20 protein-coding genes and 3 pseudogenes are annotated in these 22,044 nt (G+C 33.7%); 13 read left to right on the forward strand and 10 right to left on the reverse strand.

The annotated features are described in order from the left end of the window. Positions 1-200: 200 nt before the first annotated feature. Positions 201-1,103 carry a LysR family transcriptional regulator gene (locus JFT89_RS15435; RefSeq protein ID WP_201040342.1) on the reverse strand — a complete coding sequence of 301 codons (903 nt, stop codon included), beginning with the start codon at positions 1,101-1,103 and terminating at the stop codon, positions 201-203. A 129-nt stretch (positions 1,104-1,232) separates the two neighbouring features. Between JFT89_RS15435 and gabT the strand changes: the two genes are divergently transcribed. From gabT to JFT89_RS15465, 6 genes and pseudogenes are all read left to right on the forward strand, one after another. Continuing rightward, the gene (gene gabT / locus JFT89_RS15440; protein WP_016095302.1) at positions 1,233-2,558 is read left to right on the forward strand and encodes a 4-aminobutyrate--2-oxoglutarate transaminase; all 1,326 of its coding nucleotides are present in this window, start codon (positions 1,233-1,235) and stop codon (positions 2,556-2,558) included. A 14-nt stretch (positions 2,559-2,572) separates the two neighbouring features. Beyond that, a complete protein-coding gene (locus tag JFT89_RS15445) occupies positions 2,573-3,262 on the forward strand; it encodes an MOSC domain-containing protein (protein ID WP_016095303.1) in 690 nt (229 codons plus the stop codon). A gap of 203 nt (positions 3,263-3,465) precedes the next feature. Continuing rightward, positions 3,466-4,350 (forward strand): GNAT family N-acetyltransferase, encoded by an 885-nt coding sequence (locus JFT89_RS15450; protein WP_002069922.1) that lies wholly within the window; start codon positions 3,466-3,468, stop codon positions 4,348-4,350. A 33-nt stretch (positions 4,351-4,383) separates the two neighbouring features. Beyond that, positions 4,384-4,979: pseudogene (locus tag JFT89_RS15455) on the forward strand (DUF1349 domain-containing protein). A gap of 262 nt (positions 4,980-5,241) precedes the next feature. Next, positions 5,242-6,996, forward strand: a complete 1,755-nt coding sequence (locus tag JFT89_RS15460; protein WP_016092610.1) for an ABC transporter ATP-binding protein — start codon at positions 5,242-5,244, stop codon at positions 6,994-6,996. After that, positions 6,989-8,785 carry an ABC transporter ATP-binding protein gene (locus tag JFT89_RS15465; RefSeq protein WP_016095305.1) on the forward strand — a complete coding sequence of 599 codons (1,797 nt, stop codon included), beginning with the start codon at positions 6,989-6,991 and terminating at the stop codon, positions 8,783-8,785. Before JFT89_RS15460 ends, JFT89_RS15465 begins: the two co-directional genes overlap by 8 nt. Positions 8,786-8,943: 158 nt before the next feature. Here JFT89_RS15465 and JFT89_RS15470 read toward each other — a convergent pair. From JFT89_RS15470 to JFT89_RS15480, 3 genes and pseudogenes are all read right to left on the reverse strand, one after another. Then, positions 8,944-9,417: pseudogene (locus JFT89_RS15470) on the reverse strand (exosporium protein D); the annotation flags it as partial. Next, positions 9,417-9,626 (reverse strand): annotated as a pseudogene (locus JFT89_RS15475) (glycosyltransferase family protein); the annotation flags it as partial. The pseudogenes JFT89_RS15475 and JFT89_RS15470, both read right to left, overlap by 1 nt. A 142-nt stretch (positions 9,627-9,768) precedes the next feature. Then, entirely contained in the window at positions 9,769-10,353 is a 585-nt protein-coding gene (locus JFT89_RS15480) for a LysE family translocator (RefSeq protein WP_201040332.1), read from the reverse strand. Positions 10,354-10,459: 106 nt separating this feature from the next. Here JFT89_RS15480 and JFT89_RS15485 point away from each other — a divergent pair, with 106 nt between their 5' ends. After that, positions 10,460-11,017 (forward strand): helix-turn-helix domain-containing protein, encoded by a 558-nt coding sequence (locus JFT89_RS15485; RefSeq protein ID WP_002069930.1) that lies wholly within the window; start codon positions 10,460-10,462, stop codon positions 11,015-11,017. 323 nt (positions 11,018-11,340) lie between these two features. Here the strand turns inward: JFT89_RS15485 and JFT89_RS15490 are convergent, their stop codons facing one another. After that, entirely contained in the window at positions 11,341-11,790 is a 450-nt protein-coding gene (locus tag JFT89_RS15490) for a BclA C-terminal domain-containing protein (protein WP_016095307.1), read from the reverse strand. 322 nt (positions 11,791-12,112) lie between these two features. Here JFT89_RS15490 and JFT89_RS15495 point away from each other — a divergent pair, with 322 nt between their 5' ends. After that, on the forward strand, positions 12,113-13,051 hold the full coding sequence (locus JFT89_RS15495) for a DUF4183 domain-containing protein (RefSeq protein WP_201040333.1): 939 nt from the start codon (positions 12,113-12,115) through the stop codon (positions 13,049-13,051). A 61-nt stretch (positions 13,052-13,112) separates the two neighbouring features. On the opposite strand, the gene JFT89_RS15500 is transcribed toward JFT89_RS15495, so the two are convergent. Further along, the gene (locus JFT89_RS15500) at positions 13,113-13,403 is read right to left on the reverse strand and encodes a DUF4183 domain-containing protein (RefSeq protein ID WP_002069935.1); all 291 of its coding nucleotides are present in this window, start codon (positions 13,401-13,403) and stop codon (positions 13,113-13,115) included. A 477-nt stretch (positions 13,404-13,880) separates the two neighbouring features. On the opposite strand from JFT89_RS15500, the gene JFT89_RS15505 reads away from it, so the two are divergent. Continuing rightward, positions 13,881-15,182 carry an exosporium glycoprotein BclB-related protein gene (locus JFT89_RS15505; protein WP_201040334.1) on the forward strand — a complete coding sequence of 434 codons (1,302 nt, stop codon included), beginning with the start codon at positions 13,881-13,883 and terminating at the stop codon, positions 15,180-15,182. A gap of 311 nt (positions 15,183-15,493) precedes the next feature. Here the strand turns inward: JFT89_RS15505 and JFT89_RS15510 are convergent, their stop codons facing one another. The 3 genes from JFT89_RS15510 to JFT89_RS15520 form a co-directional block, all read right to left on the reverse strand. Then, on the reverse strand, positions 15,494-15,676 hold the full coding sequence (locus JFT89_RS15510; RefSeq protein WP_201040344.1) for a hypothetical protein: 183 nt from the start codon (positions 15,674-15,676) through the stop codon (positions 15,494-15,496). Positions 15,677-15,800: 124 nt separating this feature from the next. Further along, entirely contained in the window at positions 15,801-16,433 is a 633-nt protein-coding gene (locus tag JFT89_RS15515; RefSeq protein WP_201040335.1) for a cupin domain-containing protein, read from the reverse strand. A gap of 293 nt (positions 16,434-16,726) precedes the next feature. Beyond that, positions 16,727-18,115, reverse strand: coding sequence for an HD domain-containing protein (locus JFT89_RS15520; RefSeq protein WP_002069258.1), 1,389 nt, complete (start codon positions 18,113-18,115; stop codon positions 16,727-16,729). Positions 18,116-18,320: 205 nt separating this feature from the next. On the opposite strand from JFT89_RS15520, the gene JFT89_RS15525 reads away from it, so the two are divergent. From JFT89_RS15525 to JFT89_RS15535, 3 genes are all read left to right on the forward strand, one after another. Next, positions 18,321-18,644, forward strand: a complete 324-nt coding sequence (locus JFT89_RS15525; protein WP_002069261.1) for a luciferase domain-containing protein — start codon at positions 18,321-18,323, stop codon at positions 18,642-18,644. A gap of 72 nt (positions 18,645-18,716) precedes the next feature. Beyond that, positions 18,717-20,027: a phytoene desaturase family protein gene (locus JFT89_RS15530; protein WP_201040336.1), complete on the forward strand. Its 1,311-nt coding sequence runs from the start codon at positions 18,717-18,719 to the stop codon at positions 20,025-20,027. Beyond that, complete coding sequence (locus JFT89_RS15535; RefSeq protein WP_016095313.1) at positions 20,005-20,874, forward strand: sigma-70 family RNA polymerase sigma factor; 870 nt, start codon at positions 20,005-20,007, stop codon at positions 20,872-20,874. The genes JFT89_RS15530 and JFT89_RS15535 overlap by 23 nt, the downstream gene beginning before the upstream one ends. Positions 20,875-20,908: 34 nt before the next feature. Here the strand turns inward: JFT89_RS15535 and JFT89_RS15540 are convergent, their stop codons facing one another. After that, the gene (locus JFT89_RS15540) at positions 20,909-21,067 is read right to left on the reverse strand and encodes a hypothetical protein (protein ID WP_002085567.1); all 159 of its coding nucleotides are present in this window, start codon (positions 21,065-21,067) and stop codon (positions 20,909-20,911) included. Between the two features lie 305 nt (positions 21,068-21,372). Here JFT89_RS15540 and JFT89_RS15545 point away from each other — a divergent pair, with 305 nt between their 5' ends. Then, the gene (locus JFT89_RS15545; protein ID WP_002147990.1) at positions 21,373-21,966 is read left to right on the forward strand and encodes an O-methyltransferase; all 594 of its coding nucleotides are present in this window, start codon (positions 21,373-21,375) and stop codon (positions 21,964-21,966) included. The last annotated feature ends 78 nt before the right edge of the window (positions 21,967-22,044 follow it).

Consider the following 22,044-nt stretch of genomic DNA (forward strand, 5'->3'; position numbering starts at 1 on the left):
GACTTGCTAACACCTATACGAAATAGACATAAAATATCGCTGATGTGTAGCTTAATAATACGATAATAATTTAGCACTTATAATGAATAATAGGTTATTAGAAAAGAAACCATAAAATGTAATGTTTTATATCATTATAAAAAGAGATTATTCTAATAGGTCGTTGTGTAACGGCTGCATAGGATAATCTCTTTTTATGCTTATTTTTGTAAAGAATGTACTGTTATTTTGAGTTGCTCAATAAATTTCCGGGTAGCAGCGCACATATATTTATCTCTTCTATAAATAAGTCCTATATCTATTGTTGGAGTGGGGTTTTCAATTTTAATAGCTTGTATGTGCTCATTTTGCAAAAAGTCTATATACGGTTTTGGTAACACGGTAATCCCCATACCTTGTGCGACCATTTGAATTAAAGATTCCATTGTACTAATTTCTAAAATTGGCTTTGGTTTAAAGTTAAAGTTTTGACAATGGGATGTAATTAGTTCAGTTAAAAAGAAATTTTTAGGTAAAAGAATTAAAGGATAGTTCTGTAATTCTGCAATAGATACACGATCATGTTCAGTTAAAGTATGACCGGTTGGCACGACTAATGTAAGTTCACTTTTATATAGTGGGATAGAAACAATTTCTTTATCTTGTACTGGAAGAAATGTAATGCCAATATCTAATTCATTTTGTAATAATTTTTCACGAATTTCCCCTGTACGAAGACCTAATACAGAAAGTTCAATATTGGGATATAAATTATTGAAATTTAAAATGGCTGGTGGTAGTAAATAATTTACGACGGTTAACAATGAGCCGATTGTTAAGGATCCATGTTGTAATCCGTTTAAATCTTGAATGGCAGAACGGGCTTGTTCGACTTCGTGAAAGATTGTTTTACTGTGCGATAATAAAACTTTTCCTGCTTCAGTTAAAGATATTTTTTTACCAATTCGATCAAAAAGTGGCATTCCTACTTCATGTTCTAATGCACGTATTTGTTGGCTTAGTGAAGGTTGTGAAATATTTAATTTCTCGGCTGCTCTTGTGAAATGTAATTCTTTCGAAACAGCTAAAAAGTATTCTAATTGTCGTAATTCGATTGAAATCACCTCAAGTTTAATCATAGGATATACCTATCATTATTATATAAATAATTGAATTGAACAATGGTTTTGTGGGATTTATAATCATTTTATCAGAAATGGATTGATTAAAAAATTAGATGAGGTGAAGAAAAATTGTTGAAATCTAGCGTATTACCGGGCAGTTATTCACAAGTACTTCAAAAAAGGTATGAGGAGGCTGTACCGACAGGAATATATCATTTAACGCCTTTATATGTAAAAGAAGCAAGGGGAGCGATAATCACAGATGTAGATGGAAATCAGTTTATTGATTTTGCTGGTGGAATTGGTATGCAAAATGTTGGCCATTGTCATCCGAAGATTGTAAGAGCGGTACAAAAACAAGCAGAATCATTTATTCATCCTTGTTTTCATGTAACTCCATATGAAAATTATATTACTTTAGGGGAGAAAATTAATGAGAAAGTGCCAGGTACAAGTAAGAAAAAAACGATGTTTGCCAATAGTGGTGCGGAAGCGATTGAAAATGCTGTAAAAATCGCACGTAAAGTAACAGGGAGGAGTAAAATAATTTCATTTGAACGAGGATTTCATGGGAGAACATTAATGACAATGTCTCTATCGACCAAAGAAAATCCATATAAAGCAGGATTTGGTCCGTTCGTTTCAGACATGCATATATTGCCGTATCCGTACTATTACAGAGCTGAAGAAGGAGCTTCTCTTGAAGAAGTGGATTCTCAAGTCATCTATCAGTTTGAAAGGTTTTTAGAAGAAGTATCACCTGAACAAGTAGCGGCAATCGTAATGGAACCAGTACAAGGAGAGGGTGGGTTTATTGTTCCTTCCATTTCATTTGTAAAACGATTACGAGAAATTTGTAATCAATGCGGTATTTTAATGATAATGGATGAAGTGCAAACTGGATTTGGCCGAACAGGGAAATGGTTTGCAACGGAACATTTTTATATAGAACCTGACATAATGACTTTGTCAAAATCAATTGCTGGCGGTTTACCATTAAGTGCTATTGTCGGTCGTGCGGAGTTGATGGACATTCCTGGGAGAGGACAAATTGGTGGAACTTTTGCCGGGAGTCCGTTATCATGTGCAGCCGGTCTTGCTGTATTTGAAATAATGGAAGAAGAAAATCTAGTTGAAAGGGCTCAGCAAATTGGAAATAGAATAATGTCACATCTACATCAAATGCAATTAAAGTACGAAGTGATTGGTGATGTTCGTGGAATCGGTGCGATGGTTGCAATGGAACTTGTAACGAATCGCATAACGAAAGAACCTGCAAAAGAACTAACAGTAAAGCTAATTGAAGATTTTTGGAAGAATGGGCTTATAAGTATTGGAGCAGGGATATTTGATAATGTACTACGCTTTTTACCACCTCTAGTTATCTCAAACGAAGAAATAGATAGAGGGTTTGAAATAATAAATGAGTCTTTTGAAAAGTTGTGCCGCAATTAAGAGGAGGGATTTGAATGACTAAAGTATATGAAATCCTATCTTTAAATATAGGATTTCCAAAAGAGGTTATGTATGGTGGGAAGTTAATTCAAACAGGGATAAATAAAAAGCAAGTAAAGGAACCTGTTTTTTTATCATTTTTAAAGTTTAATGGAGACGGACAGGCGGATTTAGTTCATCATGGAGGGGTAGATAAAGCGGTTTGTGTTTATACTGGTGACCACTATCCTTACTGGGAAAAAGAGTTGAATCAAGAACTTGTATATGGAGCTTTCGGTGAAAATATAACGGTAAGAGGAATGCGAGAAGAGGATGTTTGTATCGGGGACATGTTTCAATTTGGAGAAGCGATTGTACAAATAACGCAACCAAGACAGCCTTGTTTTAAATTAGCGAAGAAATATAATATTCCAAAGTTGCCATTATATTTTCAAGATACAGGATACACAGGGTTTTATTTTCGTGTATTAAAAGAAGGGTGGGTATCACCAGTCGATACGTTAAAACGGCTGGAGTCTGATCAAAAAGGTGTTACAGTAGCGTTTGCTAATCGTATCATGCATAAGGAAAAACTAAATATTGAAGGATTAAAAAGAATTTTAGAAGTAAATGCACTTTCTACTAGTTGGAGAAAGACATTTGAAAAGCGTATGAGTGGAGAAGAAATTAATACGAAGGAGAGGCTTGAAGGAACGAAAGAATAAATTTTTTTTATAAATGGTGCATTTCTATTAGTAAAAGCTAATTAGAAAGCACTATTTTTATATAATAAACTAATCAAAACATAAAATAAATTAAACCATTTTTAAAAGTTTTATGATACTATATTTATTTGAAAGGCCTATTTTTTGAGAGCAGGTCATATAAGTATATCTAAATTAATGGAATCGACGTATGGAGGGACAACATGGGGAATGTTGAAAAAATGGCAAACTTTCTATTAGAAGAACCGAGAAGAGAACAGTTATTTCCTTTATTTGAAGAAGTGTTTGGGATTACAAGTCAAACATTGAATGATTTTTCGGAGAAAGGGTATTGGGATTATACATATAAAGCATTATCATTTTTACAAGATGATAATGCGATTGCAAATGTTGCGGCATTTTCACTTCCGCTTTTAATTAATGGTGAAAAAATAAATGCAGCGGGTATTCAATCAGTAATGACACATCCGAATTATCGTAGACGAGGATTAATGAAACAATTGTTTAGTAAGATGATAGAGGAAATTGATGAGCAATTCGAGTGTACGGTCTTGTTTACTGAAAATCCGGAACTATATAAACCATTTGGTTTTCAAATTGTGCAAGAATATTTGATGACAGTATCATACGAAAACAAGAGTAATAAAGATTCTCAACTTAAAAAGTTAGATTTTTATAATGAAGCGGATAGACAATTAATATATGAGATTATTGAAAATGGCCAAAGGCTTTCTAATAAATTTTCAACGTTAAATTACCGCTCTTCATTTTATTTAAATATGTATGATTCAACATGGAATGAAAACCTGTATTATTCAGAGAAATTAGATGCGCTGATTATTTTTACAGTAGAAAATCAAAAACTAAAATTATTTGGAGTATTTGCGCCGGTAATTCCGATTTTAGATGAATTATGTGAGGAAATCCCTGGGGAATTTACGGAGATTGAATTTTATTTTTACCCAGATCAATTAGGAATTGATGATGTACAATATACAGAATTACAGACTAGTAAGTATTTAATGGTTCGAAGTAATAAAGAATTAGATTTTAAAGGTTATAAATTCCCGGTATTAACTGAGTTTTAAATATTAATTTAAATGCTTTTTTATGGAGGAATTATGAAAACATCATATATACCAAACCATATTGAGCAACTTACTGTAATGAACGCACCTGAATTTTACAAACTTGAAGACAATGATACATTCATTGTCCATTCGAAAGAAGAAACAGATTTTTGGCTGAAAACCCATTATGGTTTTGAAGTAATGAATGGCCATGTATTTTATGATGAGATAATGACAGATTTTCAGGCTGAAGTTCAATTGCGCATGAATCCAAATGCGACATACGATTAAGCGGGTTTATTTGTTATGATTTCTGAGAAGTGTTGGTTAAAAACATCTTTAGAATATATTCCTGAGGGCCATCACATTTAGGTGCTGTCGTAACGAATAATGGCTATTCTGATTGGTCAACGCAAGACTATCCAAATGAGTTTGCTAAGCAACAATTACGTTTTCGAATTATTCGAAAACTTGGCGATTATACAATATATGTGAAAACGAGTCAGCGATGGGAACAAATAAGAATCGCTCATTTGATGGAGGACATAGGTAATGAGCCTGTTAAAATTGGTTTTTATACGTGTAGTCCTTCTGAAAATAATGGATTCGAGACCGAGGTTTTCGATTTTAAAATTGAACAAATATAGATGGGAAAACCGCATTCTTACTAAATGAGAATGCGGTTTTTATTAAGTTAAAGAGTATTCGCATCAACTGGCAGTGAAAATGCCTGGTAGATTAAAGTTCCATTTTATTGACTAAAAATGATTTAAAACTTATCATTTAATAATGTTAAATATTAATTTGCCTAATATAATAGGACTAATGGAGAAATTACAGACTATATCGCTCAAATAAGGAGGACTATAAATTATTCGATGGTAATTTCATGAAAAAAGGAGATTGTGTATGAAATCATTTCGCAAGTTGTTACAGTATTTAAAACCATACATGTTCTTCGCTATTATTGGACCGCTATTTATGGTACTTGAGGTTGCGATGGACTTAATTCAACCGACAATAATGCAACATATTATTGATGTTGGAATTGCAAACCGGGATTTGAATTATGTAATAAAAATGGGGCTTCTTATGATAGGAGCAGCAGCAATCGGTTTAGTTGGAGGACTTGGTTGTATGATGTATTCTACAAAAGCTGCTGTTAATTTCGCTACAGACATACGAAAAGATGTGTTTGCGAAAATAGAAACATTTTCTAGCAAAAATCGTGATTCATTTGGAACAGGTAAATTATTAACAATCGTGACAAATGATATTACATCTATTCAATCGGCAATGACGATGACGTTACGTGTACTTGTCCGTGGACCGTTATTATTTATTGGAAGTATCATTATAGTCTTTGTAACAGCGAGAGACCTATTTCCAATTTTACTTGTTGTGGTACCCGTATTATTAGTTGCAATTGTATTGATTGCAGGTCAATCGAGCGGTTCATTTAAGCGAGTACAAGAAGCATTAGATAAAGTAAACACAAAGCTACAAGAAAATTTATCCGGTGTACGTGTTATAAAAGCATATGTAAGACAAAAATATGAAATCGCACAGTTTGAGAAAGTTAATACAAGTTTAACTGAAATAAATATTCGTGCAATACAAATTATTTCATTGATGATGCCAATTATTATGCTAGTTGTAAATAGCGGAATTGTAGCAACTTTATGGATTGGTGGCGAGAAAGTTTTTAACGGTACACTCCAAGTAGGGGCCATTTTAGCTTTTATTAACTATTTAAATATCATTTTAATGTCACTTATGTCTATTAGTATGGTATTTATTCAAATTGCCCGTGCTTTTCCATCAGCTGATCGTGTACAACAAGTCTTACATACTGAAGTTGATATTACAACTGAAGGCGACGTATATGAACCAAAACAAGTGGGTGGTAATGTAGAGTTTAAAAATGTTAGCTATAGTTATACGAAAAATAATGAATATGTTTTAAAAGATATTTCATTTACTGTACGTAAAGGTGAAAAAATAGGGATTATTGGATCGACCGGAAGTGGTAAATCTACATTGGCGAAACTATTGCCACGACTTTACGATGTTGATCAAGGTGAAATATGTATAGATGATGTTAATGTGAAAGCATACGATTTGCAAAAACTTCGTGCTTCCATTGGCTTCGTTCCACAAAAGGCACTTCTTTTTTCAGGCAGTATAGAAGAGAATTTACGTTATGGCAAAGAAGATGCAACTTATGATGAATTGGAATTAGCATCTTCATCTGCTTGTGCGACTGAGTTTATCAATAAGCTGGAAGACTCTTATGAATATAACTTAACACAAGGTGCAACCAATCTATCTGGTGGTCAAAAACAACGTATATCTATTGCAAGAGCCCTAGTGAGAAAGCCATCTATTCTTGTATTAGACGATTCTACATCGGCAGTTGATGCGAAGTCAGAGGCTGTAATACAGGAAGCGTTAAGGACAAGATATAGTGGCACAACGACATTTTTAATTGCATCAAAAATATCTTCTATTATAGATGCTGATAAAATCCTCGTTTTGAATAACGGTGAATTAGTTGGAAATGGTACGCATGAGGATTTATTGGCAACTTGTGAAGTGTATCAGGAAATTTATCTTTCCCAAGGTGGTAGCCTGCAGCAAGAAGGAGGGGAAGAGCGTGCGTAATTTTCAAGGACAATTTGGAAATAAAGGTGGACGTAACAATCCGAAAACGGGAAAAACTAAGAATACTAAAGGAACTATAATGCGAGTATGGAACTATATGGGGTATCAAAAAGCATCTCTTATGTTCGTTATTATTCTTGTATTTATCACGACATTACTAGGTTTACTTGGGCCATATTATATGGGGGTCATCATTGATGAATACATTGTACCGAAGGATTTAAGCGGGACAGCCAGAATGTGCATGCTACTCATTGCAATATATGGGATAACCGTATTATTAACATGGTTACAAACATTTGTAATGATTAATGTTGCATTAAAGACTATACAAAAAATACGACAAGATATTTTTGAAAAAATCCAAACACTTTCTCTACGATTCTTTGATGTACGTTCTCAAGGTGATTTAATGAGCCGTGTGACAAATGATATTGATAACTTAAATCAAGCTTTGACACAAAGTGTTGTGCAAATCATTTCATCAGCGTTAACGTTTATAGGTGTAACAATTGCGATGTTTTCATTAGATTGGATTTTAGCGATTGTAACTTTAATTACAGTACCTATTATGTTTTTCGTTACGAAAAAACTAGTTGCTTATAGTGGGAAAAACTTTGCGAAGCGTCAAAAGGATTTAGGAGAATTAAATGGATTTATTGAGGAAGCTATTACAGGCGCAGACGTAACTACGTTATATGGAAAAGAAAAAGAAACTGTACATAACTTTAATGAAATTAACGAACAGCTAAGAATTTCAGCAACGAAGGCTGAAACGTTTTCAGCATTTATTTTTCCAAGTATGAACTTTATTAATAACTTAGGAATGGGGCTTGTAATTGGAACTGGATCGGTAATGGTATTAAACGGAATGACAACAGTAGGTGTCATTGCAGCTTTTATTAATTATTCTCGGCAATTTTCAAGACCACTTAGTCAATTTGCAACTTTAATGAATACGATTCAAGCGGCAGTTGCTGGAGGAGAACGTGTCTTTGAAATTATGGATGAAGTACCAGAAATTCAAAATAAAAAAGATGCAGTACTTGTAAAAAATTTACAAGGACATGTTAGGCTTGAGAAAGTTTCATTTGGATACGCACAGGACAACATGATTTTAAAAGATGTGAGTCTCGAGGCGAATCCTGGGGAGACAATCGCTTTAGTCGGTCCAACTGGATCAGGAAAAACAACAATTATTAATTTGTTAACTCGCTTTTATGACATTCAAAAAGGGCAAATTAGCATTGATGAAAAAGATATAAAGGATTATGATATTAATTCTTTGCGGAGTAAAATAGGGGTTGTTTTACAGGATACGTATTTATTTGCAGGAACGATTATGGAAAATATTCGATATGGACGTTTAGATGCAAGTGATGAAGAAGTAGTTGCAGCAGCAAAAGCAGCATCAGCACATTCTTTTATAAAACATCTACCGAATCAATATGAAACGGAAATTGCTTCAGAAGGTTCGAATTTAAGTCAAGGACAAAAACAACTCCTTGCGATTGCACGAGCGATTTTAGCAGATGCAGATATATTAATTCTCGACGAAGCAACATCTAATATTGATACGAGAACAGAATTACAAATTCAATCGGGATTAAATAATTTAATGAGAGGGCGAACAAGTTTTGTAATCGCTCATCGGCTGAAAACGATTGAAAAAGCAGATCAAATACTTGTAATTAAAGATGGTAGTATTTTTGAAAGAGGAAATCACGAATCTCTTATGGAAGAGAAAGGATTCTACTTTGATTTGTATACAAGTCAGTTTAAAATTTAACAAAAATATTGATGTAATGCGGTTTCTCGTGATAAGAGAAACCGCATTTTTTGTATTTGCAAACATTGCTATCCGAATAGTCTCTCACTAAATGTTTTAACAGCATCCTCTTGTATTAATGGGAAAATGTAAAAGGAGAGATTTCTTTTTCGGTTATTCTAGCAATCATAATCGTTGTCGTATTCATTGCAACATTCATCGCAAGGGCTGTTCTGATCATTGCAGCAAATACAAAACGTTTTATTGATAAATATATCAATAAAATCAAAGGAATCGGAATTATTTGTGAGGGTAAGTTTTTGGAAATCTTCTACTTGAAAAATCCTTGTTTCATTAGGAACTATCGTAGCGATAATTGGTGTGTTAGAAATCCTTGTTTGAATAGTTACTTCAATGGGACCGGAATCGTTAGGAACAGATATTTGAAGTAATGTTTTGTTGTGATTAATAGTAAGATCTTCAAAAACCACTCTTGAAGAGTTAGGGGGTACGATAATATCTAGAGGTACATTTCCAGTTGAGGAAGTTCCCGAACCGGCTATGGTATGAGTCTCAATAAAACAGTTACTCTTTTGGTTAAGAGAATGTGATTGTTCTGCATAGTAATCATTTTGGTCATCACAGCAGATGCAAATTCTAATACTTTTGAATTGCGAATTTCCCAATGAGGTGCAAATAACTTACATATTTCCACTGAACGGTCAGTAGATCCTCGGTTAATTAGAATATCGTGATCAAATAGTTTTGTATGATGCATTAACCACCATGGAAGTAAATATTCTTCATTGTAAAAATGAGAACTTAAAGTAGTCTTAATGAAAACCTCCTTCTTATATAACACATTTCTTATTTAGTACGATAAGGTGGGAATCTTATCGCTAGAAGGTTCCCACCTTAAAACTAGAAAAACAAAGATGATAGGTGTAAGGATAATTATTTATTTCGGATTGACTGTTAAATTAAGAATTGGGATGGTTATGGAGTTAGTTGATAACAATTGAAATAGCGCTAAAAATTAATAAAACTGCCATAATAATGTTAAAGAATTGGTTATGTTTTAATAAAAGTTTTTGGAATATTGAACCGAATAGGCTCCAACTAAACGTACTCATTAAACCGACTACCCCTAAAAATAATGAAAAAAGAAGGTAACTAGAATATGAATTGTAATAAGGGAGAATAAAAGTTGATACTACAGTCAGCCCGAATAATATTCCCTTTGGATTAACGAATTGAAGCATAATTCCTACTAAAAATAAGTTTTTATTGCTTTTTTCATTTGTATTTGCACTACTTTTACTATTGAGTATTTTAAAAGCTAAATAAAGCATATAAGCTACACCTAAAATTTTTAAAGGAAATTCAATTATTGGCAGAATGTTTATAAGTATAATATTAAAGAAACTACATAATGAAGTGATGATGAAAAAGCCGAAAGCCACTCCGAAGCAAAATTTAATGCTACTTTTTAACCCATGTTGGTTGGCGTATGTCATAGCTAAAAAATTGTTAGGACCTGGTGTGAAGCTACTAATAAAGACGAATAATGAAAAAGAAAATATAGGCATTTCAAACCTCCCTTTTAATTTGTATGTTATAATGACCGAAAAGAACAATATAACGTGTACTTTTTATTATACATAATGGTCGTTATATTGTATAGGAGTGTTTTTTATGGAGGAAATTCAACTTATCCTTGCAAAAAATTTAAAAGCTATTCGAGAAAAAGAAAAGCTGAGCTTAGAAAAAGTTTCTCAATTAAGTGGTGTAAGTAAAACGATGATCGGACAAATTGAAAGGGGAGAATCTAGCCCGACACTAACTACGATTTGGAAAATTGCTAATGGCCTGAAAGTGTCTTTTACTTCTTTAATCAATAATCCACAGCCAGATACGAAAGTTATTTTACGAAACGATGTTCAAGTATTATCTGAAGACAATGGGAGATATAAAGTGTATCCTTCGTTTCCTTTCCAAGATGATAGACATTTTGAAATCTATACTGTTGAAATTGAAACAGAAGGAAAGTTATATGCTGAAGCGCATAAAGAAGGAACAGAGGAATTTATAACTGTGTTTGATGGTGAACTGACAATTGAGGTAAATAATTGTCAATATAGATTAAATAGTGGAGACTCAATCAGGTTTAAGGCGGATAGACCTCACGCTTATTATAATTCAGGAAGTACGTTAACTCGGTTGAGTATGACAATTTATTATCCAGCTTCATAAGTTTTTATGTACATAAAAAATATAAGGGAAGCGTAATTATAAAACCATCTATACAAGGTGGTTTTTATTATGTGAAAAATTACAAAAAAAGACACTCATTTGAGTGTCAACACAGTATTTCTCTCGCATATAGGATTGGAGAATGTTTCTCAAATACATATTGAGATGATTAGTAAAGGAGAAACTGTCTTCATAAATAACTTAACATTGATAGCGTATAGAGTAAATTGATAATGTTTATCCGGAATATTTAGTATAGATAGTTTCTACTATCTATATAGGGGAATGGCATTTAAAGCTAAGAAGAAAAAATGAATCATTTATTAATCAACTCGTATAATTGTTAGAGAGGCGCCAGTTGATCCACCACCGACTAAATTGACAATTGATAAGAGATCGAATAATTGAAGAGAAATAGTATTACCTGCATTTAATATTGTAATTAAATTATTATTATAACTTGAAGTAGATAAGGCAGGAGATAGAATTGAGCCCAGAAGTGATGTAGATCCGTTTAAAATTAGTCTTGAACCCGCAAGAAGTACAGTTGTAGTATTAATTTGATAAGAAAGATAATAACGTCCCGTTACAGGGACTGTAAATAAATCATTCGCACTATTGACTGCAAAGCTATCAAGGCTTTGATTGTTTGAGAGTGGTATGTTAGTACCACCTAGTACAACTGAAACTGTTCCACCCACTGTATTATTTGCAAACATAGAATTTGTTGTAACGTTTATGCCGGTACTACCCGTGGGTCCGGTATTACTCATGGGTCCAGTACTACAGTAGGACTAGTTAGTCTATAAGGAAGGATAATTGTACGTCATTATTTTGGGGATTTTCTCTATCTTTATTTTTAATTAAAATCACCTCATTTTTATGATAAAGGAGATACTTTTCATATATTCTATTAATAATATTTTTTATAGTAACGGCATGCTGTTTAAAATACATTCATTTTTAGTAAGTTACATTAAATTTGATTTTGTACAAAGATTTTAATCGAGAGATTAATAGTATTTTTTTAGATAATTCTTTTAACATTTCGGAACATCTAACATTTAATAAATACTATAGAAGGGGGATGCAAATTTGAATCGATATGACAAATTACCAATGTCTAAGGAAGTTATGGATTCTAAAAATATTGGTCCTACATTTCCACCTCTTCCGTCTATTAATTTTCCAACCGGAGCAACCGGAGAAACAGGAGCAACCGGAGCAACCGGAGCAACCGGAGAAACAGGAGCAACCGGAGCAACCGGAGAAACAGGAGCAACCGGAGCAACCGGAGAAACAGGAGCAACCGGAGAAACAGGAATAACGGGAGAGACAGGAGTAACAGGAATAACAGGAATAACCGGAGCAACCGGAGAAACAGGAGCAACCGGAGAAACAGGAATAACAGGAGTAACAGGAATAACAGGAATAACCGGAGAAACAGGAGCAACCGGAGCAACCGGAGAAACAGGAGCAACCGGAGAAACAGGAGCAACCGGAGAAACAGGAGAAACAGGAATAACAGGAGAGACAGGAGTAACAGGAATAACAGGAATAACAGGAATAACCGGAGCAACCGGAGCAACCGGAGAAACAGGAGCAACCGGAGTAACAGGAGAGACCGGAGAAACAGGAGCAACCGGAGAAACAGGAGCAACCGGAGTAACAGGAGAGACCGGAGAAACAGGAGCAACCGGAGCAACCGGAGTAACAGGAATAACGGGAGAAACAGGAGCAACAGGAATAACCGGCCCAACGGGAATACCGGGAACAATCCCAACAACAAACCTATTATATTTTACTTTTTCAGATGGGGAAAAACTTATATATACTAATGCAGATGGTATAGCACAATACGGTACAACACAAATCTTATCACCAAGTGAAGTTTCTTATATTAATCTATTTATAAATGGAATTCTTCAACCACAACCTTTTTATGAAGTTACAGCTGGTCAGTTAACTTTATTAGATGCTGAACCACCCTCACAAGGATCTTCAATTATCCTACAATTTATTATTATCAATTAAAAAGGACAGATTTCCTATAAAGAGAAATCTGCCCTTTTGTTCTAAATTTGGTTAGTTAAAATTAAGTGACGATAAATTCAATTGTAATTGGAATTCCACCGTCTAATACATCTCCGCCAGGAATTGTAATAGCACCAGTAGGACCTGTGGTGACACTGGAGTTCACGCTAGGTTGAATTATGCCGTTTACATAGAGGTTGTAATACGTAAAAGTCGGAAAGGCAGTTGCAGTAGTACCGGTATCGTTTAAACAAGCTGTTGCAGCAATTGCAAAAGCTGCACCTGTTCCTGTTCCAGCTCCTAGTGTAGATGTAAATCTTCTAGAAGCGATAAATGGTTGAATAATTGGCAATTAAATTTCACTCCTTTAATTATTTTTTGAACGAAGTATAGAATAACTTGTCCACTATATTGTATGAAAGTTTTTTATAATAGAAACGGCTTCATGATTATAGAAGGAACACAATATTAGTAAAGGTATCATTTTTAATTATTTGAAAGAATGATGTTGTTACTTGTGGAATATATGCTAATGATTTATTTATGTTTTAATTTTTAAATGAAAATGTGCTTTTGGACCTAATAGATAAACGTGGAAAAATAAAATAAACTCTTAAGTTTAGGTGTTTAATCTAAGCAGTCAATTATTAAAAACATATAATTAATATGTGAGTCATGAACATAATTAAATTACGTTTTCAAGTTTGATTATAATTCATGTTTCCTATTTTAAGAGAAACATATAACTCAACTACTTTTTACAATCGCATCTTTTATAGTTCTTAGAATAGGAAAACACTCAACTATAAGAAAAGTAAGGAGGAAATAAATGTCACATAATAATTGTTTTGGTCATAATAACTGCAATCCGATTGTTTTTTCAGCAGATTGTTGTAAAAACCCACAGTCAGTTCCTATTACTAGCCAACAATTAAGTCAATTAATTACTTTACTAAATTCATTAATATCAGCTATTGCAGCATTTTTTGCAAATCCAAGTAATGCAAACAGATTAGCGTTACTCGATTTATTTAATCAATTTTTAATTTTCTTAAATTCCTTATTACCTTCCCCAGAAGTTAATTTTTTGAAACAATTAACTCAAAGTATTATAGTTTTATTACAATCTCCAGCACCTAATTTAGGACAATTGTCAACATTATTGCAACAATTTTATAGCGCTCTTGCACAATTCTTCTTCGCTCTAGATCTTATCCCTATATCCTGCAACTCAAATATCGATCCTGCAACTTTACAAGTTCTTTTTGGTTTATTAATTCAATTAATCAATGCTACTCCAGGGGCGACAGGTCCAACAGGTCCAACAGGTCCAACAGGTCCAACAGGTCCAACAGGAGCAACAGGAGCAACAGGAGGCGGAGCAACAGGAGCAACAGGAGCAACAGGAGCAACAGGAGCAACAGGAGCAACAGGAGCAACAGGAGCAACAGGAGCAACAGGAGGCGGAGCGACAGGAGCGACAGGAGCGACAGGAGCAACAGGAGCAACAGGAGCGACAGGAGCAACAGGAGCGACAGGAGCAACAGGAGCAACAGGAGCAACAGGAGCAACAGGAGCGACAGGAGCGACAGGAGCAACAGGAGCGACAGGAGCAACAGGAGCAACAGGAGCAACTGGTGGCGGAGCTATTATTCCGTTTGCTTCAGGTACAACACCATCTGCGTTAGTTAACGCGTTAATAGCTAATACAGGAACTCTTCTTGGATTTGGATTTAGTCAGCCTGGAGTTGCTTTAACGGGTGGAACAAGTATCACATTAGCGTTAGGGATAGGTTCTTATGCATTTGTAGCACCACGTGCAGGGACTATTACGTCATTAGCAGGTTTCTTTAGTGCAACAGCTGCATTAGCTCCATTATCACCTGTTCAAGTGCAGATACAAATATTAACTGCACCAGCAGCAAGTAATACGTTTACAGTACAGGGCGCACCTTTATTATTAGCACCAGCATTTGCTGTAATAGCGATTGGTGCTACAGCATCAGGTATCATACCTGAAGCAATTCCGGTAGCCGCTGGGGATAAAGTATTATTATATGTTTCATTAACAGCTGCTAGTCCAATAGCTGCAGTTGCTGGATTTGTAAGTGCAGGTATTAATATCGTCTAACTTGTTACAATGTTTGTTTGAAATTTAAACAGGCATTTGTATATAGCCCCACCTAATTTTATTAGGTGGGGCTATATTTTTTGTGGGAAATTAGAAATAAATCAATTGAAAAGTTACTCTTTGTTAAGTTGGTATATAAGAAAAATTAAAATTTATGATTTGCACTTTATTGTTTATGGAATAAGTTATATAGTTTGAAAAATTACATATAAACAAAAAAGATGAATTCTATTAAAAACAGAATTCATCCATTAAATAAACTATATACTAGTGGGTTAAATTGTTAATCATGAGCGGTGAAATGTCATTGCTCAAATTAGTAATAAACTATTTATTTTTATTACAGTTACATCCTTTTTCTTTACATAGCCTTGCTCTGCTAAATCTCTTTGTGACTGGGAATCGGAAGATTGAGAGTTCGAAGATTGAGAGGATGCTGAAGAGCTACTATTTTTATTATTAGAGTAGTTTTTTCGATAGTTATAATTACTCATAGTACTATCACCTCCAATTAAATATATAAATATTATATGTATGTACTCTATTAATTGTTACGATAAAAAATCTCCTCGATATTTTCCGAGGAGATAAATGGTGGTTCTATTAAAATGATACTAATTAATACCCCCAGTATAGAGGGAAGTAATAAGAATCTTGGTAATATAGATTTTGTTGTTGAGTAGGGGGCTGAGTTGACTGATTTATCATGTCGCGGTTTTGATTACAGTTTCCGGGAGGACCAATTACCGTAGTGGATTGAATTGGGGATACTGCTTGTTTCCATTGTTGTTCATTGAGGCAATAAGTATGAGCCATCATATTAGCGGGAGTTAATCTTAAAATATCAGAACCAAAAATAACTTCTGGGGTTGGGGCATTGAATATAGCTAATAAATGAGTATTATCTGCTGAAGCAATTTCATAATGCCACCACGCTTGTGGAATGTTGGCAACTTGCCCTGGTTTTATCGGTAAGTTTAATATCTGATTCGTAAATGGATTAAGTAAAGAAACAACAGCGGATCCTGAAATACAGTAAACAAGTTCAGCTGCATTTTGATGAATATGTGGTTCTACAACATTCCCTGTACTTAAATAAATATCTAATAAAGAAGTATTTTCTAAAGTATTTAATTGTTTAATGCCAAGTACATTTATATAATTTTGGGCATCTTTCTTAAAAAAATTACTTTTACTTAAATCATGAGTGAAATTAGTTGAGGGGGAAGTGTAGTCGATATTAGAAGTCAATTGTATTACCCGCCTTTCTATAGGTAAGTATGGATACAACTTTAGGATATGTGCCTAGTGTTAGTTATGTGCATTTGTCTGTATCATAATAAATTCACCTGTTTTATAAATAATATAGGTTGTGCTTCTTATTTCTCATAATGTAAATACGGATAAAAATTAGAGCGAACTAATGAAAGGCGGAATTATTGATGTTAGGTTAGGAGTAAAAATATTAAAATTTATTTCGTATATTTTAATGGTTACGTTATATGAAAAGACCAATGCCTTATAGAAAGGAATTGGCCTTTTATTTAAGATAGTTTTTGATGAATCATTAATTGTGCTTTAGCAGTATTGGCGTAATTTAGCCACTCTAATTCCAAGTTTTGTTTTAAATCGAAATGGATTTCGATGACGTCAAAATGAGATACCTTTGTTTTAAGTGGAACAGGCATCCCATTTACTTTTACTTTTTTCATGCTATGTGCAATTTTTGGAAATGCAGAGAAAGAAAAATCAATAATTGTAGCACCATCTGGTAAATAAATAGGTTGTAAATCTGTAGTATAAGCCGTAATAATATTTTCGAATAGTTCATACGATACTAAATTGTGGAAGGCGATTGGATCTGTAGTTAATAAATCGTTATTCACAATTGTATCATTCATTATTTTATAAGATATTGCTTGAACATCTACAGTTCTACTATTCAATAAATAAAAAATACCATTATCTTTTAATGTTTTTGCTGATTGCGTTTGAATGATAATTGTTTGTTCAGTATCATTCATATTTATTTTAGTTTTTAAATTGTTATTAAAATGGCTATTTTCAAGAGCGATATTATCTTCGAAATAGTTTATAGTTGGTTTGTATAATTGATGAATCATTCCAAGAATTTTATAGCAATCTAGCACACTTGCAGTGGTGATACATATTCGTGAAACACTTGATACGTTTTGAGATTCTTGTAGTTGTGAGTAAGCAGAGTAAATAGGGCTGAGCTCATAACTTATTTCAAATGACAGGGTAGTATCATAAAAAGAAAGTATGCCTTTTCTTAAATTCGTTATATTGTTTTGAATGCGTGGCGCATATTCCGTTAGAAGATTATGTGTTTTTTTATATCTTTCCTTATGTAGATATTGAAAAGCAAGATTTTCTAATTCATGCTGGATTGAATATAAACCGAATCTCTCTGCAAGTGGTGCAAAGAGTGTTAGTGTTTCGTTTGCATAAGCTACTTGTTTTGCAGGCTTTTTAACACTCAATGTTTTTATGTTATGAAGGCGGTCTATAACTTTTATAATACCAACACGTATATCTGTTTGAGAGGCCAGTAATAACTTTTTAAAATTAATTGCTTCGTATAATGCTTTCTTTTGACCACATTGTTTTTTAACTTTTGTTAATCCATCTACAATATATTGAACGTTCGCACCAAAATATAACTTAACTTCTTCTAGAGAATGCTCTGTATCTTCTACAACATCGTGTAATAACGCAGCAATTAATGTTGTGACGTCAGCTTTATAATTTAGTAATATTTCTGTAACCGCGAAAGGATGAATGATGTATGGTTCTCCAGTTTGACGGTATTGTCCATCGTGTGCTTGCTCTGCAAACTTTATAGCTTTTTTAAATAGTGTTAATTCCTCAGATTGAAGATAATTCGCCTTTCGTAATAATACCTTGCACATATATATCCATCCTTAAAATTATTTTTAATAATAATTCTATATAATATGATAAAGACCTTTTGAAATTGTAATTATTGTTTAAAAAAATAAAGTATATTGAGATTAAACTATATTCGTATTCGCATTCATACTTTGGATTGATGGAAAAAAGTAATGAACGTGTTAATTTAAAATTACATCAATCAATAATAAGGAGTGAATGTTCATGTCATTTAGTGAAACGATTAGAAATGAAGTGCTCAGCTGGGCGGGTGTTTCTGAAAAACCTCATCGATTTGGTGGTATTGAAATAAATTATGGTAAGAAAGAACTTGGTCATCTTCATGGTGAAAAGTTAGTTGATTTACCATTTCCGAAGGTAAAGCGAGATGAATTAGTGAATGAAGGGTTAGTGAAACCACATCACGTATTACCTGAATCAGGATGGATAAGTTATTATATAAAGAGTGAAGAGGATATTCCATTCGCAATTGAGTTATTTCGTATGCAATATGACCGAATACAAAAAAGAAATAAAGTAGATAAATAAAAATTTATTTTTATGTCACATCCCTCCTAAATCGTTCGTCTTGTATGTAGAACGATAAGGAGGGATTTTATTATGAATACATTTGATGTAGCGATTGTTGGTGGTGGGCTTGCTGGGTTAACAGCATCTATATATTTAGCGAAAGAAGGAAGGAAAGTTGTTGTATTAGAAAAATCAAGCCGTTTTGGTGGCAGAGCGATGACAATAAATAAAAACGGCATATATATGAACCTTGGAGCACACGCTTTATACCGCGGAGGAGAAGCGTTCTTAACATTTAACGAGCTTGGTATGAATCTTACGGGAGGAATGCCGTCCACGAAAGCACACGGAATATGGAAAGATGACGTATATACTATCCCAACGGATTTTCGCTCCATTTTATCAACACCGTTACTTTCATGGTCTGCAAAAGTACAATTCTCTCGTCTTATGATTCATTTAGGGAAATTAGATGTAGGAGAAGTTCAAAAAATGAGTTTATCTACATGGGCAGAAAAAGAAATAAAAGATCCAATGGTTCGAAATATATTTTATGCGTTATGCAGAACAACAACATATACGTTTGCTCCTACAATACAGTTAGCATCATCTGTACTAACGCAAATACAGCTTTCAATAAAAGAAGGAGTATTTTATGTAGATGGTGGTTGGGAGACGATAATAACAAAATTAAGAGATATAGCGAATAATGTTGGGGTGCAATTTCAGGCTAGTAAGCATGTATTGGAAGTAGAAAATTGTGAAGGTATACAAAAAATTCGTTGTTCGGATGATGAAGTATTTAAAGTTAATGCAGTTGTCGTGACGATTCCACCGAAAGAAGCTTGTAAAATAATAAAAGGTGCAGAAGGAACAAGTTTGTATAGATGGAGTGAACAATCGGTACGGGTTACCGTCGCTGCATTAGATATTGGTTTAAGACGCTTAACCAATCCTACACATCAATTTGCATTAGGGTTAGATCAACCTATATTTTTCACGAATCAATCAAGAGCAGCCAAATTAAGTGAAGATGGAGCAATTGTAGTGAGTGTAATTAAGTACCATAATCCTATGCTAGAGATAAATCATTTTCATGATGATCAAGAACAGTTAGAAAATACGATGGAGTTGCTACATCCTAATTGGAAAAGAGAAGTTGTTGCAAAGCAATATTTACCGAAAATAACGGTAGTACATGATTTTCCTCATATTGACCGTGTTGAAAAACCGGGCCCTAATATACCTGAAATGCCAGGTGTTTACGTTGCAGGAGATTGGGCTGGGCATGATGAAATATTAGCTGATGCTGCGGTAGCAAGCGGGAAACGTGCAGCGTTACACATTTTAAAGCAATTAGAAAGTGAGGCAGTTCATCATGGAAACGGAGCAATTATATGAAGCGTATCAACCATTATTATTTTCATTAGCATATAGAATCCTTGGGAGTGTTATGGACGCTGAAGATATCGTTCATGACGTATTTATCGCGGTAAATAATATAGAGGATGTTCAATCTATAGAAAATATGAAAGCATATTTGTGTAAAATGGCGACAAATCGTTCAATTGATACATTACGTTCGGCAGCACATAAACGTAATGTATATGTAGGGATGTGGTTACCAGAGCCATTTGTGGAAGAGTCTGATGAGCCAGTAGAGTCATTTGTAATGAAAGAATCAATTTCTACGGCATATTTATTACTTTTACAACAATTGTCTGAGGTAGAAAGGGTTGTTTTCATATTAAGAGAGGTTTTCAGTTATGACTACGAGGAAATAGCTTCAATTGTTGATAAGAGTAGTGTGAATTGCCGGAAGATCTTTCAACGCGCACGAAAAAGTATTTTAGATAAGCCGAAGCAATCAACATTAAGTACGAAGAAAATGGCTGCCTATGTGGAAAAATTTGTATCATCATTACAGTGTGGGGATACGCAAGGCATGTTAGAAGTTTTAAAAACAGATGCGATATTTAAAGCAGATGGTGGTGGTAAAGTTACAACTGCAATTAATCCGATTTATTCTGCAGATAAAATTATACGTTTGTTCTTTGGAATTGCAAAACGATTGCCAGAAAAGTATAGTGTTGATTTCAAAATAGTAAATGGTGCACCAGGCGTTATAGTTACAATAAATAATAAAGTGACGTATGTACTTTCATTCATATTTGAGGATGAGAAAATTTCAAACATTTATATGATGGTTAATCCTGAAAAACTTATGCACTTAAATGTAATAGTATAAAAAAGACGCATTTCTTTAGAAGTGCGTCTTTTTTTTATTTTTCTAACATTTCAAGAGGTACATCTTTTTCGCCGGCTACCTCGAATTTAATTTCCCCGTCTTCTTCATAAATGCGTTTAATAATCGGTATAGTTATCATTAGTTTTTTATGCTGTTTACGTCTTCTAGCAGCATCTAAGTTAATCACGTTCATGTGTAAGCATCCTTTCTTACAGAAATATATAAACAAAAGAAAATGCGTCCGAAAAGGGCGCTTAGTTGAATTAGAAATACCGATTCATTTAAATGGGGTTTAGATTATCTTATAATTGAAAACTGATTGTAAAATAATGTGAATTAAATAATTGCACGTAGAAATTAACTTTACCAAAAAACGAAACAATATGCTATAAAAAATTTTAATTCTTTGTCGTATAACAGGAAAAAGGTGTGCATTTCGCATATAATAAAAAGTAGACGGGCATCATGTACTTTTTCATCATATTGCTTGGAAAGGCGATGGAGAAAATGAATACTCTAGATTCATTATTATTGCAACTTGAACAATATGGAGAAGAGCATGATCGACATAAAGAAAAAAGAGAAGAAAAATTAAGAAATATTTCTCGTGAAATGGGGCAGTTTTTATCAGTATTAGTAAAGGGGTGCAATGCAAAAAAAATTTTAGAAATTGGAACTTCAAATGGCTATTCTACATTGTGGCTAGCAAATGCGGTAGAAGAAACAAATGGAAATGTTACAACTGTAGAACTTTCTTCAGAACGGGTTGGAGAGGCACTTGAAAATTTTGAAAGGGCAAATCTTACACAGAGAATCGATATTCATAATCAAGAGGCTGGGGCATTTTTAGATTCGCAAATAGATCGTTCATTTGATTTTATTTTCCTAGATTCAGAGCGCACGCAATACATGTGGTGGTGGGAACATATAAAACGTATTTTAGAGCCAAAAGGTTTTCTTGTAATTGATAATGCAACTTCTCATGCGGGGGAATTAGCTGGATTTATAAAGATGATTGAAGAAGACGTTACGTTTGAAACAGTGTTATTAGCTTTTCAAAAGGGAGCATTTGTTGCGCGGAAGAATAATTAGAAGTGGACCTAATATAATTATCACATTGAAAGATAGTATATGTCAAAAGATAGAGCATTATATGAATTTAAGAAGGTA

It is taken from the genome of Bacillus sp. TH25, from assembly GCF_016650935.1.
Lineage (GTDB): Bacteria > Bacillota > Bacilli > Bacillales > Bacillaceae_G > Bacillus_A > Bacillus_A mycoides.

Coding starts and splice junctions, on each gene's coding strand:
- JFT89_RS15445 (WP_016095303.1), top strand. CDS start 2,573: ATGACTAAAGTATATGAAATCCTATCTTTAAATATAGGATTTCCAAAA.
- JFT89_RS15450 (WP_002069922.1), top strand. CDS start 3,466: ATGGGGAATGTTGAAAAAATGGCAAACTTTCTATTAGAAGAACCGAGA.
- JFT89_RS15460 (WP_016092610.1), top strand. CDS start 5,242: ATGAAATCATTTCGCAAGTTGTTACAGTATTTAAAACCATACATGTTC.
- JFT89_RS15480 (WP_201040332.1), bottom strand. CDS start 10,353: ATGCCTATATTTTCTTTTTCATTATTCGTCTTTATTAGTAGCTTCACA.
- JFT89_RS15485 (WP_002069930.1), top strand. CDS start 10,460: ATGGAGGAAATTCAACTTATCCTTGCAAAAAATTTAAAAGCTATTCGA.
- JFT89_RS15490 (WP_016095307.1), bottom strand. CDS start 11,790: ATGAGTAATACCGGACCCACGGGTAGTACCGGCATAAACGTTACAACA.
- JFT89_RS15505 (WP_201040334.1), top strand. CDS start 13,881: ATGTCACATAATAATTGTTTTGGTCATAATAACTGCAATCCGATTGTT.
- JFT89_RS15510 (WP_201040344.1), bottom strand. CDS start 15,676: ATGAGTAATTATAACTATCGAAAAAACTACTCTAATAATAAAAATAGT.
- JFT89_RS15520 (WP_002069258.1), bottom strand. CDS start 18,115: ATGTGCAAGGTATTATTACGAAAGGCGAATTATCTTCAATCTGAGGAA.
- JFT89_RS15525 (WP_002069261.1), top strand. CDS start 18,321: ATGTCATTTAGTGAAACGATTAGAAATGAAGTGCTCAGCTGGGCGGGT.
- JFT89_RS15530 (WP_201040336.1), top strand. CDS start 18,717: ATGAATACATTTGATGTAGCGATTGTTGGTGGTGGGCTTGCTGGGTTA.
- JFT89_RS15535 (WP_016095313.1), top strand. CDS start 20,005: ATGGAAACGGAGCAATTATATGAAGCGTATCAACCATTATTATTTTCA.
- JFT89_RS15540 (WP_002085567.1), bottom strand. CDS start 21,067: ATGAACGTGATTAACTTAGATGCTGCTAGAAGACGTAAACAGCATAAA.
- JFT89_RS15545 (WP_002147990.1), top strand. CDS start 21,373: ATGGAGAAAATGAATACTCTAGATTCATTATTATTGCAACTTGAACAA.